This window comes from Weeksella sp. HMSC059D05, assembly GCF_001809725.1.
In the GTDB taxonomy this organism is placed as follows: domain Bacteria; phylum Bacteroidota; class Bacteroidia; order Flavobacteriales; family Weeksellaceae; genus Weeksella; species Weeksella virosa.
The window spans coordinates 68687-83179 of the sequence record NZ_KV798544.1 but is presented as its reverse complement, the minus strand read 5'-3'; the positions used below and the strand labels follow the sequence as shown (position 1 = coordinate 83179).

The 14493-nt window shown below is 34.8% G+C and carries 12 protein-coding genes; 3 read left to right on the top strand and 9 right to left on the bottom strand.

Translation table 11 applies throughout. From position 1 onward, the window contains the following. Positions 1-370: 370 nt before the first annotated feature. Genes cas2 through cas9 form a run of 3 tightly spaced genes read right to left on the bottom strand, consistent with a single transcriptional unit; the run spans position 371 to position 5922 of the window. The gene (cas2, locus tag HMPREF2660_RS06740; RefSeq protein WP_013598928.1) at positions 371-709 is read right to left on the bottom strand and encodes a CRISPR-associated endonuclease Cas2; all 339 of its coding nucleotides are present in this window, start codon (positions 707-709) and stop codon (positions 371-373) included. After that, positions 706-1596: a type II CRISPR-associated endonuclease Cas1 gene (cas1, locus tag HMPREF2660_RS06735; protein ID WP_070486266.1), complete on the bottom strand. Its 891-nt coding sequence runs from the start codon at positions 1594-1596 to the stop codon at positions 706-708. Before cas1 ends, cas2 begins: the two co-directional genes overlap by 4 nt. Before the next feature lie 3 nt (positions 1597-1599). Next, positions 1600-5922 carry a type II CRISPR RNA-guided endonuclease Cas9 gene (cas9, locus tag HMPREF2660_RS06730; protein ID WP_070486265.1) on the bottom strand — a complete coding sequence of 1441 codons (4323 nt, stop codon included), beginning with the start codon at positions 5920-5922 and terminating at the stop codon, positions 1600-1602. A 331-nt stretch (positions 5923-6253) separates the two neighbouring features. Here cas9 and HMPREF2660_RS06725 point away from each other — a divergent pair, with 331 nt between their 5' ends. Together HMPREF2660_RS06725 and HMPREF2660_RS06720 are read left to right on the top strand one after the other, a co-directional pair. Continuing rightward, positions 6254-7519, top strand: coding sequence for a Y-family DNA polymerase (locus HMPREF2660_RS06725; protein ID WP_070486262.1), 1266 nt, complete (start codon positions 6254-6256; stop codon positions 7517-7519). Continuing rightward, complete coding sequence (locus HMPREF2660_RS06720; RefSeq protein ID WP_070486259.1) at positions 7516-7980, top strand: LexA family protein; 465 nt, start codon at positions 7516-7518, stop codon at positions 7978-7980. Before HMPREF2660_RS06725 ends, HMPREF2660_RS06720 begins: the two co-directional genes overlap by 4 nt. Positions 7981-8122: 142 nt before the next feature. Here HMPREF2660_RS06720 and HMPREF2660_RS06715 read toward each other — a convergent pair whose 3' ends face one another. Together HMPREF2660_RS06715 and HMPREF2660_RS06710 are read right to left on the bottom strand one after the other, a co-directional pair. After that, positions 8123-8704: an SOS response-associated peptidase gene (locus HMPREF2660_RS06715; protein WP_013598933.1), complete on the bottom strand. Its 582-nt coding sequence runs from the start codon at positions 8702-8704 to the stop codon at positions 8123-8125. Positions 8705-8739: 35 nt separating this feature from the next. Next, positions 8740-10887: an endonuclease MutS2 gene (locus tag HMPREF2660_RS06710; protein ID WP_070486257.1), complete on the bottom strand. Its 2148-nt coding sequence runs from the start codon at positions 10885-10887 to the stop codon at positions 8740-8742. A 45-nt stretch (positions 10888-10932) separates the two neighbouring features. Here HMPREF2660_RS06710 and ung point away from each other — a divergent pair, with 45 nt between their 5' ends. Next, positions 10933-11601 carry a uracil-DNA glycosylase gene (gene ung / locus HMPREF2660_RS06705; protein ID WP_013598935.1) on the top strand — a complete coding sequence of 223 codons (669 nt, stop codon included), beginning with the start codon at positions 10933-10935 and terminating at the stop codon, positions 11599-11601. Positions 11602-11665: 64 nt separating this feature from the next. On the opposite strand, the gene HMPREF2660_RS06700 is transcribed toward ung, so the two are convergent. From HMPREF2660_RS06700 to HMPREF2660_RS06685, 4 genes are all read right to left on the bottom strand, one after another. Then, positions 11666-12376, bottom strand: a complete 711-nt coding sequence (locus HMPREF2660_RS06700; RefSeq protein WP_013598936.1) for a 3-ketoacyl-ACP reductase — start codon at positions 12374-12376, stop codon at positions 11666-11668. 312 nt (positions 12377-12688) lie between these two features. Further along, a complete protein-coding gene (locus HMPREF2660_RS06695; protein ID WP_070486255.1) occupies positions 12689-13465 on the bottom strand; it encodes a glycoside hydrolase family 25 protein in 777 nt (258 codons plus the stop codon). Between the two features lie 94 nt (positions 13466-13559). Further along, positions 13560-13928: a DUF1573 domain-containing protein gene (locus tag HMPREF2660_RS06690; RefSeq protein ID WP_070486253.1), complete on the bottom strand. Its 369-nt coding sequence runs from the start codon at positions 13926-13928 to the stop codon at positions 13560-13562. A gap of 105 nt (positions 13929-14033) precedes the next feature. Next, positions 14034-14489: a thioredoxin family protein gene (locus HMPREF2660_RS06685; RefSeq protein ID WP_070486251.1), complete on the bottom strand. Its 456-nt coding sequence runs from the start codon at positions 14487-14489 to the stop codon at positions 14034-14036. Positions 14490-14493 lie beyond the last annotated feature (4 nt).

The window sequence follows — 14493 nt, the reverse complement described above, 5'->3', positions numbered from 1 at the left end:
TGTAGATTTACTCAGTAGAATTACAACATCCTGACAAAGCTATATGTTCTTTGACTAGTTGTGAATTCCTTTCAAATTTTTGTAGATTTACTCAGTAGAATTACAACATTGGTAGAACCTCGCTTTGCGTCTTGGTTGTTGTGAATTCCTTTCAAATTTTTGTAGATTTACTCAGTAGAATTACAACCCAAAGGCGTGAAGGTGAAGAGCGACTCCAGTTGTGAATTCCTTTCAAATTTTTGTAGATTTACTCAGTAGAATTACAACCTCATATAAAAGATTGATTATGAGTGATGTATAAGATGATCTACAAAAGAAAAAAACAAAAAATGCTTGAAGAAATTTCTTTCTGCAAGCATTTTTTTATTTCCTAAAACAATTCTAATTGTTGGGGAACTTGGGGCAAATCGGTTTCTTTTTGGGCAAAATACAATTCCATTTGTCCGAATTGTTTGTCGGTGATGCACAAAATTCCTACTTTTCCTTCTGGCGGTAAACTTTTTTTTACTCTTTTTATATGTACATCTGCATTTTCTCTACTCGGACAATGTCGGATATAAATCGAGAATTGAAACATGGTAAATCCATCATCCAACAATTTTTTTCTAAATCGAGTCGCAATGGCTCGATGTTTTTTGGTTTCGGTTGGTAGATCAAAGAATACGAGTACCCACATAATTCTATAGGCGTTATATCGACTAAAACTCATGATAACATCGGGTAACTCAGAACTCTATTTTCGCCTGTGAAACATTTATACAAGGAACTACTTGTAATGCTAAGGGCAGTCATCAAAGGTCGTTGTAAACCGTTGATAGTTACGTCTCGGGTGGCAATCTGTAGCAAATGAGCTTTGGCATTCTTATCCAATTGGTAGGGTGAAAAAGGTTTTTGCATCCATTCGACCACCAAAAGATCAACATACGGACGGTAAGGTTCCATCAGATCATCGGCTAAACAGTAGGCATTGTATTTGTTTTTGTGGAAGATGCCTATGGTTGGATGCAATCCACTACAGACAATTGCTCTAGCCACCATACTTCGTAAAACAGCGTAGCCAAAATTGAGGAAATTATTGGGTGCATCACCTTTTCGATCGCGAATAAAATCATCAAACAAGGTAGACCAATAATATTGTGCAGCAATGCCTTCCATATTGGTACTATCGCCAGATTTTACCGAATTCATATACGTAATCATACGGTCGTGTGGTAAATTGTTCAGGCGCAAAACTTCTTTTTGTTGAAAAATTTTCGCTTCTACGGTTTGTTTCCATAATTGTTTTCGCAAGGGTTCTGAAATATTGACCTGATGCTTCAACCGTTCGCTATGTTCTACATGTCCACTTATTGGCAACATTAGACCTAAAGGCAAATGACTCTCATCGCAACTGATAATGGCTACATTGTTTTGCTGCAAAGCTACGATGAGTGGTTGACTGATGGTGATTTGATAATGATCGAGGACCAAAAAACCTAAATCTTCTATCGGTATAGAGGCCTTTTCTTGCTTGGTTTCGGGATCTTCTATTTTTAGTTGATGATCCTTGAACTTCAAATAAGCCGGATTGCCTATGTATATGGTACGTTTGAGCATGGGTTAAGCTTTTGAAATGTTACCTAAACGGTCGACTTTGAGTTTGATACAAATTTCTTTTATCATTATACCATCTATAGTTCTTTCCATTTTGTTTAGAGAGGAAAATTCTAGTTTATATACAATCGATGTAGCTACATCTTGCCTTACACAAAACATTTGACTTCCACTGAAGCTCACTATTTTATAAATTCTATTTACATCAGGATTAGTCTTATCAAAAACCTCTCCTTCGATCGGCACATAAACCAAATCGTTTGGCGACAAACTAAACAATAAGCGATGACCTTTTTCATTCGTTTCTGGCACAGAGTTTAATCCTTGTTTTTGTCGTTCAATAACAAGATTTAGAGGAATGGTATTATAACTTCTTTTTCCTTGATTATTTTCATATACTCCAAAAAAGAGATTAGTTCCTTTGGCAGCTTCCACATATTTTGTGGTTTTGTTACCCGTTTCTCCCAATGGGAATTTACTTCCCTGTTCGAATACACGTACTTTTAAAATAGGTTGATGTGGTTTCCCATCATTATATAATGAAATGTTTTGATTCATCTCTTCAATACCCTCTGGAGAAAACGCCAATTCAGGATTTCCTTTTGCTTTTAAATAATTCAACAAAATTTTCTGAATTCCCGTATCGGTAATGGATAAAATTGTTTTAGCATTAAAAGATGTATCCAGTGATTTTCTGGTCGCAGTCAATATTTTGCCTTTGGACACCTTTACTCTGGGTAAATCAATTTTTCCTGAAACCGTTTCTTTATGCATTGGTTTACGAATTGCCCAATTCACCCCTTCTTGTTTGAACATTACTTTTTTACCGTCAACAATCTTTTCGTAATAATTGGTTGCTTTGTTGATAACACGTAAGTTCTGTTTAAAGCTCACGACAATTTTTTCCAATTCTTTTTTTGTGTCCTGAGTAAAAGTTTCCCATGGTTTTTTAAACTCTGTGAATTTAGTTCTAACCTTTCCTTCCTTGTCTTGCCAAGGTGTGGTATGACGTAACTTATGTTGTAGATCGTAGCGCTCGTTTCTTGATTTAGCGTGTTTATTATTCAACAAATTGACGTGATCGCGTGTAGCACAAGCGATAATTAACGCGTCTAAAGCGTGATGTCTGTGATCAATCCGTTTCTTTTGAAAACCTTTTGATAGCTCTAATGGAATCGTTGGTAAAAATTTCTGATGTTTTTCGTTCCAAGCTGTAAAATCAGTGGAGTTGGTTAATTGATTCATCCGCTCAAATCGAGGTAATATTAAGTCATTCCAAACATCATTTAACCCCCAATCTTGTTTTAATGTTCCAGATATTTTTCCATTACCAGGAATGATGTTTTTAGAATTTACTCCTTCATCGTCCTTTTCACCTCTAACAAGATTTGACAATACTTTGGAGATATATTTACTGATATACCTTGTGTCATTCATTTGTCGATCTATCATTTTTTCTGGAATTTCTTCCAACAAAAGTTTGTTGCGTTTGCTTCGGTTCTTGTCGTAGTGTTCTTTCACAAATGCTTTGTAGGCATCTTCTGTAAGTATTGTCACTTCTCCAAAACTGGTAGTGACTTTTTGGCCATAATAATTTTGAATAAACTCTAGTCCCAGCATCTTATCCTTTAGTGCGTTGACTTCAGATTCACAAATCACTTTATTGGAAAAGCCATCATCAAAAAACCTTGCCTGTGGGATAATGTGCTCTATTTGATAAGCAGGTGTAAACAACTTACTCAATGGAATCGGTCTTCCTGTATAAGGGGAACGATATTTTTGTTCTAACCACAATTTATATCGTTGAATTTCTGACTTTGTTGGCTCGGATTTCTTACTGATTTTTTCGATATCCTCTGGGATTTCTACACTTGAACTTAGTACACCATCTTCATAGATTTTTAAGGCTTCTTGTTGCATTGGCGAATAAGGGCGCACGTTTTCCATATTTTCATCATACATCAATTCTTCGAGTATAGCTCTGATGCGGAGATTGGTCGTTTCGTTTTCTGAAATAATGCTGGATAAGCGTTTGCGTTCCTCTGCCGTATTTTTCATTTCACGTCCCAATTCGATATGAATTTCATCGAAATAATCTTTAGCGCCTTTTCCATATTGTTTCCAAATATCCCTTACTACTCGAAGTGTTTCGGTAATGACCTGTTCCACAATAGGATTCCGCAAAGAATGTTGTTTAAATTCAGACAAATATTGTTCTAAATCGGCAACTGAATTCCATTTTCCAGCGATGTCAGCTTCGGAATGTCGGTCGTAAACAATGTATTGTGCCAACCACAATTGCAAACCTTGAAAATGATTTTCTTCAGTTAAATCAATCGCTTTTTCTCGAACTCTATTTTTTATTGTTTCATCATATTCTCCTGTAATAATTTTACCAATTCTCTTTTTTGTATTGTTATCGATGCCCTCCCAGCTCCAGTACTTTCCAACTCTCATCAAAGGCAATAGTTTTTTGATAGCTTTTTCAGAATAAGTTCCATAATCACTATCAAAAGGTTTGAAACGCTTGAAGTTTTCTACGAAAGACTCCTGATGTAAATCATATTTATTTGCAAAAGATTTTAGTGCTTTTTCAAACTCGATTTTATCGGTAACCGAATAAATAATGTGCCATAAATGTTGTTCAATTTTTCTTGTCATAAAATCAGCAGGAACATTCTCTACTTTATCCAATCTTTTTCTGAGTTCATACCTGGTTTCATTCATCGGGTAAGACTTCGACTCATCTTTATCAGCATCATAAACATAATTCCAACGGTATTTCTTTAATTCTTTTTTTAGTTCATCTTTAAATGCTTTACCCTTTGCATTTGGATACTTCGATTTTACAATTGGTTCGATGAGATAAGTTAGAATATCGGTGTGATTGACTTCTTTTTGGTTCATCAGAAACTCAAAAAGAGCCTCTAAATCTTCGACTTTATTTATAAATTGATTCGTAACATCTTTATCGTCCTCTTTGGTAAAAATTTTCAAATTATACAACCATTGCCAAACTCTAAACTCTTGATAATATGGGTTGGATTTTGGAATTGCCTTTAGATAAATAATTTGGCCATTACCGTCTTTATCTTTTATTGTTCGAAATTCTAAAGAACAATTGGAAATCAATGATTTCTGACTTCTTAGCGGACGTTGGTAGAAAATAATATCGTTTAGAAAAAGATACACGAAATCTCGACTACTTAACTGCTGTTGGTGCGCTACATTGCTGCGATATAACTCACGTGCACACGCATTATATAAATCTTCCGTAAACAGTTCTGGTTGTAGTTCTATTTGTTTTTCTAAAATTTTCTTTAACTCTGATTTATAAAACTTTCTTTCAATGGTACGAACTAACTTTCCTCTTATTTTTTGAGTAGGGTTATCTAATAAGGCTTCATAGATATAGCTACCTACGGTCTGATTGAATTGTTCAATTTCTTGTTCAGTTTTCTTCTTTATCAAAGTCCAATCGTCTTCCTTTGGAGCACGAAAACTTCTTTTTACCTCTCCGTCTTTATCCAACTTTTCTGAGCCATCTTCGTTAATATCGGTAGTTACGATAAAATCTCTCACCTTATCTTTCCAATCATAAAGAGGGATTTTGCTCGAACGTCTATAAACCCAACCGTTTTCAAGGTGTAAAGAATACCAGGTATCACCTTTTTTATTGGGTTGTTCGTCTGCTACAACATCCACAATTTTCAACGAGTAGAATTCGACCTTTTTGTTAGGATTTTCTTCCTCTTCTTCTCCTCTTAACTGGTAATACCCTCTTTTCTGATTAAAGTTAAGAATAATCCAGGCCAGTTCTTGAGGAGAAATTTTTTGAGTCAACGCTTTTTTCCGGAGATAATAAATTGTCCAATCATAAGGAATTTTAATATCCTGTCCATTGGCTTTAAAATCAGCTACCATTTCATCAAAAGAACGTTGGAATAAAAACTCAAACTTACCTTCAGCACTCTTTTTCCAAGCCAATTTAGGTTCAGTTTCCGCTAAAAACTGCCCAAATCGTTTCTCAAAGTCAATTTCAGCAGCATAATGTTCGGGTAAAAACTTCAGAATATTGAGTACTCGGTGTAATCGTTCTCTACGAAGTAAATGCCTTTCTCTCAATCTCCTGATACTACGATAGCCTGTTCTTTCAGCCGTTTGAGAGATGGAACTTCCTTCTGCAAACTTCCCTATTATACCTGCATCCATAGGAATAATCCGACTACCCATTCCCAAAATCAGTCCTTGTTTATTTTCGAAGTCTTGTTCAACCAACGCCCATCCAATAGAGTTGGTGCCTAAATCTAGTCCTAATATGGTTTTCATAAGTCATTTAGTGTTTGGAGTCTAAAATAGTTAATTTTTTTAACAAAAGTGTTTCGTTATTTGTAAATGTTTAATATATTTACCTCGAAAGGAATTCACAATAAGGATTATTCCGTTGTGAAAACATTTGGGTTGCCTCTTGTCCAGAATCAGGAGGCATTTTTTTATCCGAATGTTTCACAAACTCCTCTTAATAAGTAACCGTAAAACCTTGTGAGCTAAAAGATTTGGGTTACCTTTTATTTAGAATCAGTTTTTTTTCTCTACTTCAGATTTTATTTTAACAATTACCGCGACACCTTATAGCGTTTAGATTTTTCAGATTTGTAATATGTATGCGTTGATTGATTGTAATAATTTTTATGCTTCTTGCGAACGAATCTTCAATCCGAAACTAAGAGGCAAACCAATTGTTGTTTTGTCTAATAACGATGGTTGTGTAATAGCAAGATCCGACGAAGCAAAAGCACTGGGTATACCTATGGGGGCGCCAGCTTTTGAATACGATGGTTTTTTCCGGCTTCACAAAGTACATGTTTTTTCTTCTAACTATGTTTTGTACGCCGATATGAGTAATCGAGTAGTGAAGATTCTACAAACATTTTGTCCTGCTGTAGAAGTCTATTCTATTGATGAGTCTTTTTTGTGTTTAAAGGGTTTCGATTCGATTGATCTAGAAAAGTATGGACAACAAATAAAAGATACAATTTTTCAATTGACAAAACTCCCGGTCTGTGTCGGTATTGCACCTACCAAGACGTTGGCAAAAGCAGCAAATAGAATAGCAAAAAAATTTCCAAATCATCACCAAGGAGTGTATATCATCGATACAGAAATCAAAAAAAATAAAGCTTTGAAATGGCTGAAATGTGAAGATATTTGGGGAATTGGACACCAACTTTCTAGACGACTCAACTATATTGGTTGTAGAACTGCCTATGATTTTTCTCGGTTGGATGATGCGTATATTCGTCGAAATTTCTCGGTAGTAGAACTCCGCCTGAAAAAAGAATTGCTAGGAGAAAGTGTTTTGCAATTGGAGGAGGTGAAGCGTAAAAAAAGTATTGCTACTACCCGAAGCTTCGAACACACAATAGATAATTACGATGAGCTCAAAGAACGGGTAGCAACTTTTGCCATTTCTTGTGCAGAAAAGTTACGGCAAGAACAATCTAATTGTAAGATGATTACGGTATTTGTGATGACCAATCGTTTTGATGAGCATTTGCCCTTTGTTTCTGCAACCTTGAGTACAACTTTAGAATCCGATTCTAGTTCGAGTATCGTTTTATCCAAAATAGCTTTGTTTTTGCTCGATAAATTAGTTCCGTCAGAAGGGAAGGTTCCGGCTTATAAAAAAGCAGGAGTTATTGTTTCTGGAATTACGCCCAACCATCAGACACAGCTGAATATTTTCTATGAAGAATCGACCAAGCATAAAGCTTTGATGCAAGTAATGGATAAAATAAATGCACGATATGGTGGGCACAAATTGTTGTTAGGATCACAAGACTTGCAACGAAAATGGAAGATGAAACAAGAAAGGCTTTCGCCTAATTATACCACAAATTGGCAAGAAATATTAACGGTACAATGAAATTAATCCAAGATATACAGTTCGGTAATGAACTCGAATTTTTAACAATGGAAAAAGTAAACACTCGGTATTATGCCCATTATTATGGTGATGTGTCGGCGGGCTTTCCTTCGCCTGCAGAAGATTTCCGACAAGAAAGAATCTCTTTAGACGAACGTTTTCTTAGCAAACCAGAAAGCACCTTTTTGGTTCGTGTAGGCGGTCTTTCGATGTATCCTCATTACCAAATGAACGATGTTTTGGTCAACCGATCAGATTATCAGTTGATGCATGGTGATGATGCTGTGGTGTCGATCAATAATTCAGACTTCACTCTAAAAAGATGGGATGCAAATAAAAAAATGTTCTATGCGCTGAATCCAGACTTCAAAGATTCTCTCATTATTCAACCAGAAGACGTAGTGGTTTGTTTGGGAGTGGTTTCGACGATCATTCGAGAACTGAAACGTTTCCGGAAATAAGTTTTAGCTGAAATAAGTATGCGTTAATTCACATCACTAAAAACCAATCAACCTCTCTAGTTCGAACAAATAGGAGTAGAGAAGAATAAGAACCATAGAGGTTATATATTACCGTGAAAAAGAGTAGGAGAGTGGTACAATTTTAAAATAAACGAATTTGGTTGTCTTCTCTTTGCGTAGAAAAATCGATAAACGGAACAAAATCTTCTCCATGCAACCATTGCTCACAACTAGGCAAAGAGTCAAATGCAATTGGCATTCTTTGTTTACGATTGTGGATGTATTTCATCACTCCTAAAGCTTCGGTAGTTACAACAGAAAATGTATCATTTTGGTATAAGGCTGCCAAAAATAGAAGCTCATTATCGTGTCCAATTTCGTATCTTATTTTGTTTCGCCCTTCATGCCGCCATTCATAAAAACTATCGACCACCAAAACACAACGGTTGTTAAATGATTCGCGAAAAGATGGCTTTTCTTCTAGCGTTTCTACACGTGCATTGAGTGTGTTGTTGGTGTCAAAATCTTCTTGTGCCCAACTTGGTTTAAGCCCCCATTGCAAAAGCTCTATGGCTTCTTGTCCTGTTTTGATAATCGGTAAATACGGATGCGCAAAACCGTTAAAATGTTCCTTGGGCTCGAATTTTTGGTTGGATAGGAAAGGAATTCTAGTATTGTTTTCCAATTCCTTTTTCGTTTTATTCACTTTTACATGATAACACATTCGATTGTTGTTAAAATAAAAAAACAAAGAAAAAATTATATCTTATAAACCTCGTCTACAGATATTTTCGTTGTGAAAACTCCATAGTTAATAAAAATAATATCATCCTTTATTTTATCAATCGTCCCAACGCTTGACGATCCATTGATTTTTACCCGATCGCCAATTTTCAATTCCCGAATTTTCTTTTGTATTGCTTCTTTTTCTCGTTGTTCTTTTTTGTGTTGTTCTTTTTTTATTTCGTTAGCATTGCTTTTTAATTCGCGTTGTACTTCTTTGGCAACAATTTTCTCAATCTTTTTTTGTTGTTGAATTTCATTGGTTTTTTTCGAATTTTCCATTTCAATTATTTTGAGGAAATTGCTTATCAACTGTTTTTTATTTTTACTTTTCAGATAAGAATCAGCCATTTCATTGATGCGTTTTCCCATCATCAGAGTTTTCTGTTCACTAGCATATAACTGTTGGAAATCATAGAGTTTTTGTTGGATTTTATCTTGCATTTCTTCTAGCTTTCCTTGATGAGCTTCATGCGTTTCTTTTAGTTCTACAACCTGATCTCTGGTTTTTTGGATTTCGAATTTTTCTTGTTGTAATTTTAGAATCGTTTTATCCAAACGAACCTTGTCATTTTCTACTTTCTTTTTTGCACGGTTGATTAATCGATACGGAATTTTATTTTTTTCGGCAACCTCAAAAGTAAACGAACTTCCGGCTTGGCCGAGTTCTAATTTATACATCGGTTCTAAACTTTTTTTATCAAAAAGCATGCTGGCATTTATAGCTTCTTCTAGACGTTCTGCACTTAGTTTGATGTTGGTATAATGCGTAGTAAAAATTCCATAAGCATTTCTCTCATAAAACTCTTCGAAAAACACTTCCGCCAATGCGCCACCCAATTCAGGATCAGAACCCGTCCCAAATTCATCCACCAATAACAAAGATTTTTCGTCGGCATATTTCAAAAAATAAGCCATTTGTTTCAGTCGATAACTATAGGTAGAAAGATGGTTTTCTATAGATTGATTGTCACCAATATCGGTGAAAATTTTATCAAAAAAGCCAACTTCGCTTTTCGGATGAACCGGAATCAAAATACCTGATTGTATCATCAACTGGTTCAGTCCTACGGTTTTCAAGGTAATAGACTTCCCTCCAGCATTGGGGCCAGATATGATAATTATGCGCTGTTTCTTGGTGAGAGAAAGTGTTTGAGGTATCGTTCTACGTTCTTTACGCAAATTATTCAAATACAAAACAGGATGATAAGCATCGATTAGTTGTAGTTGTAATTCCTCTTTCAGGGTGGGTAAAATTGCTTGTATATTTTGGGCATATTTTGCCTTGGCTTGTGTAAGATCCAAATATTCTAGAAAAGCTTGATATTCTTCTATAAGTGGCTGATATATAGCAATCTCAGATGTTAGTTTTAATAAAATCTGGATGATCAGATGCTTTTCTTCTTCGCGTAATTCATCGAGTTGTCTTCTCGGGTTCAGGACGCTTTCGGGTTCGATATAAGAGATAGATCCAGTTTTTGATGTACCTAAAAATTGACCTTTTACACGTTTCCTCAGAGCAGATTTTACAGCCAAAACACGGCGATTTCCTACAACAGATTCTCTGATTTCATCCAAAACATCCGAATGATAACTCATCGATTTGTTGAATAATTCTGTAATTCGAGAACTGATAGCGCGAATTTCTTGCCGAACGATTCTCAACTCAGGGCTTGCATCATCTTTTATTTCTCCGAATTTATTGAATACTTGATCGATAATTTTTACAATTTCTTTCTCGTAAATAATTTGTTCGGTTTTTGCATGTAAATATGGAACGTACTCTATGAAATTACGCGTGTATTTTTTTATTTCTTTTATTTGTAAAGTATTCGATTTTATCTTGAAAAATTCTTCTGCAGGCAGATAATAGTTTTCAATCGAAAGTCGTTTCAGGTATTCATCCAAAATAAAATATTCAGAAAACGGCAAACTATTTCCACTTTCTAGGGTAGATAGGTATTCGCTAGTGGTATGTAAATCAATCAACAACTCGTTCCGATTACTGTAAGGGACAAGGTTTTTTGTTCTTTCAGCAACTTTTTCGGTATATATATATTGGATGATTTCGGCCAGTACGACCGGAAATTCTAAATCTTTTAAAGTCTGTTTACTTACTTGCATCCGTACAAAATTAGCGATAATTTTACGATTCAAAAATCAATTCGTATGTTCGACAATATACAAGATGAAAAGTGGTTGGAGGTTTTTCGTCAAGAGGCTAAAAAAGATTATTTCAGAGATTTAATTGTTTTTATCGAAAGAGAGTATGCCGAACATACGGTTTATCCGCCCAAAAGCGAGTTGTTTTCTGCTTTTTTGCAAACTCCTTTCGATGCGATAAAGGTTGTGATTCTAGGTCAAGATCCTTATCATGGTAATGGGCAAGCAAATGGTTTGGCTTTTTCGGTGAATTCTTCTGTAAAAATTCCTCCGAGTTTACGAAATATTTTCAAAGAGCTAGAAACAGATGTACTAAAGAAAATGCCAACTTCTGGGGATTTATTACCTTGGGCCAAACAAGGTGTTTTTCTATTGAACGATGTTTTGTCGGTCCGTAAGGCTTCTGCAGGTAGCCATAAAAATAAGGGCTGGGAAACTTTTACCCAAACGATTATACAAACAATTTCGGATCAAAAAGAACATGTTGTTTTTTTGCTTTGGGGGAATCATGCACATAAGAAAGAAAAATTAATCGATACTTCTAAGCATTTAATTCTCAAGTCTGGACATCCATCACCGATGAGTGCTAATCAAGGAAAATGGTTCGGCAATCATCATTTCTCTCAAACCAATTCCTATTTAGAGAAACATAATAAAGAGAAAATCAATTGGTAGAAAGAATTTTCTTTATTATATAAAAAAAAAAAACATCTTCATTTGAAAATGTTTTTTTGTTTCATCAAGGGTTTGTACTCCACAAAGAAGCAGATTTTAGTAATGCTCTTCTAGGAAGTTTTAGGGTTGCAACAATTAATTCGGCAAAATCTTCTGGCTGTAAAACACTCTCTGGGTTACCGTCGGTTAGACCCAATTGTTTGCTCATATCAGAGGCAATTGTAGATGGAGTGAGGGTTGTAACGCGGATATTGTTTTTCCGTACTTCTTTCATCAAAGATTCGTTCATTCCTATTACCGCAAATTTAGAAGCCGAATATGCCGATGTTGTTGGGTTGCCAGCCAAGCCAGCAGTCGACGACACGTTGAAAATATCTCCTTCATTTTTCTCGATCATTTGCGGGAGAATTTCACGTGTTACATAGTACATTCCGAGTACGTTGGTGAGTAAAATATTTTCCCAATCACTTTCTTCCATTTCTAGTAAAGTACCAAATTTAGAAATTCCTGCATTATTCACTAGAATATCGAATGGCCCAAAATCTTCAGTTAATTTCGTAAGTGAAGAGTGTACTTCTTCACGATTTTTAATGTCAAAAATTGCATAGGTTGCTCGTACGCCAAGTTCTTGCAATTCTGTTACTACTTTTTTCAGTAGGTCTTTGTTTCTTCCTGTAATTGCTACATCTATTCCTTCTTTTGCAAAGGCCAAAGCAATTGCTTTCCCCAAACCTCTGCTGCCTCCAGTAATCAAGGCTTTTTTAGTATTCAACATGGTGTTTTATTTATAATTTATTTGGTTATTATATTGACTTTTCCATAGGATGGAAAACAAGTTTAGTAATTCTTTAGAATGTGAAATTACTAAAAAATATCAAAATCCGATTTGAAGATTTAATCCTAGAGAAGCGTATTTCTTTTTTCGTTGTTTAGTATATTTTATGCATTATTAGTTATTTATCATTATTTGTAAACGCTATAAATTGTTATTTCCCGAAAAAGATAGGGATAGAAAAAGTAATCAAATCTCGATGATGGTTTGTGCGATGTGATGATGTGGTTGTAATAGATTGGTAATAGTATTATTTTAATACACCATTTTTTTAGTCGTAAGGTTTTGCAGGTCGAATACATTTCCATTGAAAATGTTAAGATCTACAGTGCCTTTTATTCCTTTTACAGAGCCATTTTCGGAGAATTGCCAAAAAAGCCATTTTTCTTTGGGTTGAGTTACATCAAAATTATAGTTCGCAATCCAAAGAGGATAATCGCTAAAATGCTCATTTAGGATGTGTTCATAATATTTATCATACGAATAAATGATTGGTTTCACGTCGTAATACTCTTCGATAATCTTTAGCCAATTTTTCAGTCCTTTGATTAAGTTTTCTTTTGTCTGAATAGTAGGGTATTCTTCTATATCAAGAACTGGCGGTAAATCTCCGGGTGAAAGACTAACTTTTGCAATAAAATTAAGTGCTTGCAATTCTGATTCTTCGTCTGGTCGATAATAATGATATGCACCACGAATGAGATTTTTTTGTTTTGCTTTCTTCCAGTTGGAAGTAAACTTTTTATCGGCTCCATCTTTTCCCATTGAGGCACGGACTACTACAAAGTTTATAGGGTAGAGATGGTTAATTTTTTCTACTGATTCCCAATGAATTTCACCTTGATATTGAGAAATATCTATTCCAAAACATTTGTCTCGATGATTTTTCATCAACTCTATATTGCGTTTATCAAATGTCGTAAGTTCTTTATTTTTCAAGTATACCGGATTTTTTATCAGTCGATAAGCAGCAAAAAGTAGTAAGATCGTAATGAAAATAGCCAGTACCCACAGCGCAACTTTCCTTGTCATAAATCGAAAACTCTATGCATATATTATAATTAAAAAAATCCTACCATTTTTCTGGACGGTAGGATTGGTATGGTTTTCTGTAAAATATGAAAAATTATTTCACTGTTTTTCCTTTTACACGGAAAATTTTTCTTGGAGATTTTTCATCATTACTATAAATGGTCACTGTTTTGCTAAAATCCCCTTCTACATTTCCTGCTGCATATTGTATTTTTATTTCTCCTGTTTTTCCTGGTGCAATAGGTTCTGTAGGGAAAGAAGGGACGGTGCATCCACAAGAAGGTTGTACTTTTTGGATAATTAATGGTTTGCTCCCTTCGTTTTTAATGACCATGACAGCATTAGTTTTAGATCCTACCGCTACATTCCCCAATTCTACATTTTCAGTGGCCAAGCCTATTTGTTGTGCAGACAGATGGGTAATACCCCAAAAAAATCCTGCAACGATTAATATTTTTTTCATTTGTTTTATTTTTTCTAATCAAATATAAAAAAGTTTTATAACTATTTTTATTATTGATGTTAAATTCAAAATCCGTTCCAAAAATAATATTTAACAGAAAGGATATTAATCTTTCAGGTTGATAGTTAGTATTTTAGATAAATTATTCGGTGTGATATAGCCCGAGTAACTCCATTCGATCATTAAATCTGTGGATAATAAAACCCAAAAAGGATAAGCGACTGTTTCGTTTTCTTGTACAAAAGCTTCTACCAAAGTATGTGTTTTTTGATGAGGAAAATCTGGGTTTGGTAGAAATTCTCTTTGTAGAAAATGATAGGATTTATCGCTTTCGGCATCCAATTCGATGAAATAAAAATCGTTTTCTAAAATAGCCAATAATTTTTGGTCTTGATGGATTTTTTTGTTTTGCAACAAACAGTATCCGCACCAATCAGTTGTAAATTCGATTAGAATAGGTTTAGGATTTTGAGCAAAGGCAGCGTTCAATTGTGCTAAATCCTGTTGTGCATTTGCCCAAATCATCCCAAATAGAGTAATGAGGAAAGTGATGTTTTTCATCCTA

What these genes read in the sequence shown, in the direction of transcription:
- cas2 (WP_013598928.1), bottom strand. Translation starts at nt 709, where the DNA reads ATGAGTTTTAGTCGATATAACGCCTATAGAATTATGTGGGTACTCGTA.
- cas1 (WP_070486266.1), bottom strand. Translation starts at nt 1,596, where the DNA reads ATGCTCAAACGTACCATATACATAGGCAATCCGGCTTATTTGAAGTTC.
- cas9 (WP_070486265.1), bottom strand. Translation starts at nt 5,922, where the DNA reads ATGAAAACCATATTAGGACTAGATTTAGGCACCAACTCTATTGGATGG.
- HMPREF2660_RS06725 (WP_070486262.1), top strand. Translation starts at nt 6,254, where the DNA reads ATGTATGCGTTGATTGATTGTAATAATTTTTATGCTTCTTGCGAACGA.
- HMPREF2660_RS06720 (WP_070486259.1), top strand. Translation starts at nt 7,516, where the DNA reads ATGAAATTAATCCAAGATATACAGTTCGGTAATGAACTCGAATTTTTA.
- HMPREF2660_RS06715 (WP_013598933.1), bottom strand. Translation starts at nt 8,704, where the DNA reads ATGTGTTATCATGTAAAAGTGAATAAAACGAAAAAGGAATTGGAAAAC.
- HMPREF2660_RS06710 (WP_070486257.1), bottom strand. Translation starts at nt 10,887, where the DNA reads ATGCAAGTAAGTAAACAGACTTTAAAAGATTTAGAATTTCCGGTCGTA.
- ung (WP_013598935.1), top strand. Translation starts at nt 10,933, where the DNA reads ATGTTCGACAATATACAAGATGAAAAGTGGTTGGAGGTTTTTCGTCAA.
- HMPREF2660_RS06700 (WP_013598936.1), bottom strand. Translation starts at nt 12,376, where the DNA reads ATGTTGAATACTAAAAAAGCCTTGATTACTGGAGGCAGCAGAGGTTTG.
- HMPREF2660_RS06695 (WP_070486255.1), bottom strand. Translation starts at nt 13,465, where the DNA reads ATGACAAGGAAAGTTGCGCTGTGGGTACTGGCTATTTTCATTACGATC.
- HMPREF2660_RS06690 (WP_070486253.1), bottom strand. Translation starts at nt 13,928, where the DNA reads ATGAAAAAAATATTAATCGTTGCAGGATTTTTTTGGGGTATTACCCAT.
- HMPREF2660_RS06685 (WP_070486251.1), bottom strand. Translation starts at nt 14,489, where the DNA reads ATGAAAAACATCACTTTCCTCATTACTCTATTTGGGATGATTTGGGCA.